Source organism: Planktothrix sp. FACHB-1355, from assembly GCF_014748295.1.
In the GTDB taxonomy this organism is placed as follows: Bacteria; Cyanobacteriota; Cyanobacteriia; order Cyanobacteriales; family Aerosakkonemataceae; genus Aerosakkonema; species Aerosakkonema funiforme_A.
This window is the reverse complement of record NZ_JACJUP010001131.1, coordinates 1-2273: the sequence shown is the minus strand read 5'-3', so window position 1 is coordinate 2273 and position 2273 is coordinate 1. Positions and strand designations below refer to the sequence as shown.

At 47.4% G+C, this 2273-nt stretch carries 3 protein-coding genes; 2 read left to right on the top strand and 1 reads right to left on the bottom strand.

Going from position 1 to position 2273, the window contains the following annotated elements:
- Positions 1 to 4 precede the first annotated feature (4 nt).
- Positions 5 to 355, bottom strand: a complete 351-nt coding sequence (locus tag H6S82_RS29845) for a histidine triad nucleotide-binding protein (protein WP_190466348.1) — start codon at positions 353 to 355, stop codon at positions 5 to 7.
- 128 nt (positions 356 to 483) lie between these two features.
- On the opposite strand from H6S82_RS29845, the gene H6S82_RS29840 reads away from it, so the two are divergent.
- Together H6S82_RS29840 and H6S82_RS29835 are read left to right on the top strand one after the other, a co-directional pair.
- Positions 484 to 1257, top strand: a complete 774-nt coding sequence (locus H6S82_RS29840) for an alpha/beta fold hydrolase (RefSeq protein ID WP_190466351.1) — start codon at positions 484 to 486, stop codon at positions 1255 to 1257.
- A 68-nt stretch (positions 1258 to 1325) separates the two neighbouring features.
- Positions 1326 to 2273, top strand: a 948-nt coding sequence (locus tag H6S82_RS29835; RefSeq protein ID WP_191057224.1) for a YifB family Mg chelatase-like AAA ATPase, incomplete at its 3' end; no start/stop codon positions are given.

Genomic DNA, 2273 nt, shown 5'->3' with positions numbered 1-2273 from the left:
TCTCTCAGCCGGGAGGCCATTCCATCTGCCGTCCCCCCAAAATATGTAAATGGAGATGGTATACAGTTTGTCCGCCATCATCACCATTGTTAATCACCACCCGATAGCCGTTGGTGAGTCCAGCTTGTTCGGCAATCCGCTTGGCAGTCAGTAACAGGTGGCCCATAAGGGCGTGGTCTTGGGACTCAGCATCGGCTAATTTGGCGATCGGTTTTTTGGGAATCACCAGGATATGAACCGGCGCTTGTGGATTAATGTCTTTGAAAGCAAGCGCTAAATCGTCTTCATAAACAATGTCCGCGCGAATCTCCCGGCGGATGATTTTACCGAAGATGGTGTCCTTGGTTTCAGTCATGTTGTTCGTGCTACTAGCAGCAATTCTCAAAATTCCTCAGAATATTATTTCCCAGATCGGTAATCAACTCGCTCGTGCGGCTACAAAATATTACCGCCCCACCAGCGAACTTTAAGGAGACAAACTCAATGACACATCCTGTTTTCGATCGCCCCGAAGTATTGCGAGTACTGTTCCATCCCCGCCGCGATGACGGTATCATCCCCAAAGGTGTATACAGCGTCGCCGTAAAAGTTGAGTCTGGAGTAAGGGTCAGGGGACGCTTGTACCCAGCCGCTCCTGATGCGCCAGCAATCCTGTACTATCACGGCAATGGGGAGATTGCCGCCGAGTATTATGAAATTGCAAATTTATATAACCAGTTAGGCATTACCCTGCTGGTGATGGATTATCGAGGTTATGGGTCAAGCGATGGAACGCCCACAGCCAGCACTCTCCTGACAGATGCGGTGAAAGTATTCGATGCGGTGGACAGTATCTTCGATTTATACGGACTGAATCCACAGCGATTGTACGTAATGGGGCGCAGTCTTGGCAGTGCGCCAGCGATTGAAATAGCGCACTATGCTGGCAAACGACTGGCAGGGGCGATAATTGAAAGCGGTATCGCTAACGGTTGGGCGCTTCTCAAACGCTTGGGAGTTGAAGTAGACGAAGAGGCGGACGAAAATAACGACGGAGTTGGTAACGCACTCAAAATCAAGAATATCACTATTCCCACATTGATTATCCACGGTCAAGAAGATAATTTAATTCCTGTTTCGCAGGGAATTGTACTGCATCGCTTTTGTGCTGCACCAGATAAACGGCTAGTACTGATTCCCGGTGCCGGTCACAACGATCTCATGGTAGTGGGAGCAGTGCAATATTTTGAGGCAATTCAGAAATTTATCTTCTCTTAGATCTGAAGATTTGAATAAGATAAGGATAAAAAGGCACTATAGTTTTTAGCAGTTTTAGGAAAATTAAAGTGCTTGCGAGAGTTTGGAGTGCATCTATTGTCGGTATCGACGCCGTGAAGGTAGGCGTGGAAGTCGATGTGTCGAACGGTTTACCGGGAATTGTCGTCTTAGGTTTACCAGACGCAGCGGTTCAAGAATCGAGAGAAAGAGTGAAGGCGACCCTGAAAAATACTGGGTACGCCTTCCCGATGCGAAGAATTGTAATTAACCTCACTCCAGCCGATTTACGCAAAGAGGGGCCAAGCTTCGATCTGCCCATCAGCGTAGGTATTTTGGCGGCGTCGGAACAAGTGAGCGCTCAGCTTTTGGGAGATTATCTATTTTTAGGAGAAGTCTCCCTCGATGGTAGCTTGCGATCGGTTGCCGGTGTATTGCCCATTGCCGCAGCTGCCCAAAAGTTAGGTATTGTCGGTTTAGTAGTTCCTGCTGACAATGCACGGGAAGCTGCTGTTGTGCAGGGATTGGAAGTTTACGGTTTTAATAATTTGGCAGATGTAGCTGATTTTTTGAATCAGCCAGAACGTTACCAACCCGTGCAATTTGATGGCAGGAAAGAATTAACTAAATCTTTATTTAACGGCCCAGATTTAAAGGAAGTAAAAGGTCAAGCACACGCCCGTCGCGCTTTGGAAATTGCTGCTGCGGGCGGACATAATTTAATTTTTGTCGGCCCACCGGGAAGCGGTAAAACGATGTTAGCGCGAAGATTACCAAGTATTTTACCACCGCTGGCATTTGAAGAAGCGCTGGAAGTAACTCAAATTCATTCTGTGGCTGGATTGCTAAAAGATAGAGGAACTTTAGTGAGCGATCGACCTTTTCGCAGTCCTCATCATTCTGCCTCTGGCCCCTCTCTTGTTGGCGGCGGTAGTTTTCCGCGACCCGGTGAAATTTCTTTAGCACATCGGGGTGTACTTTTTCTCGATGAATTAACAGAATTTAAACGAGATGTTTTG

What these genes read in the sequence shown, in the direction of transcription:
- H6S82_RS29845 (WP_190466348.1), bottom strand. Translation starts at nt 355, where the DNA reads ATGACTGAAACCAAGGACACCATCTTCGGTAAAATCATCCGCCGGGAG.
- H6S82_RS29840 (WP_190466351.1), top strand. Translation starts at nt 484, where the DNA reads ATGACACATCCTGTTTTCGATCGCCCCGAAGTATTGCGAGTACTGTTC.